We start from the raw sequence: 514 nt of genomic DNA, 5'->3' as shown, positions 1-514 counted from the left end.
AGTGCGAGCTAAGTCTGCCTGCGTACCTTCTCCACTGTGCAATTCCCTGCACTCTTCTGGAGAAGCATCATGTACAGCTACACCAAACTTTCCCTTCTGGCCGTCGCCGTCGCTGCAACCGGCGCCGAGCAGCACGCCAACGGCAAGGCGTCACGCGCCGAGTACGAGAACTCGAAGCAAGGCTGGGTCTATGACGTCGAAGTCGTCAGCGGGGACAAGTTCTTCGATGTCCGGGTGAATGCCGACAAGGGTACGGTCATCTCGTCTGCCGAAGACAAGGCGGAACACGATGACGACCACGACAAGCGGGACTGATTTCCCGACAGCATAGATGGATCGTTTTCCTCGGAGGCGATCCGGCCCAGAGACCGCATGGAATCACTCAACCAAACATTGTTTCTCTGGCTCAATGCACCGGAGCACCCCAGCGCTTTGGCGCTGACGCTCGCCGTCTTTTTTGCCGAGCGGCTTATCTGGGCGGTGCCGCTCGTGATACCGGCCTGTCGTTTGGAGC

At 58.8% G+C, this 514-nt stretch carries 1 protein-coding gene; it reads left to right on the top strand.

The features are described 5' to 3' along the window. The first annotated feature begins 69 nt into the window (after positions 1 to 69). A complete protein-coding gene (locus OKC30_RS21400) occupies positions 70 to 315 on the top strand; it encodes a PepSY domain-containing protein (RefSeq protein ID WP_270665453.1) in 246 nt (81 codons plus the stop codon). Positions 316 to 514: the final 199 nt, after the last annotated feature.

Source organism: Aeromonas sp. QDB18, assembly GCF_027705325.1.
GTDB classification, from domain to species: Bacteria; Pseudomonadota; Gammaproteobacteria; order Enterobacterales; family Aeromonadaceae; genus Aeromonas; species Aeromonas caviae.
This window is presented reverse-complemented; position numbering and strand designations above follow the sequence as displayed.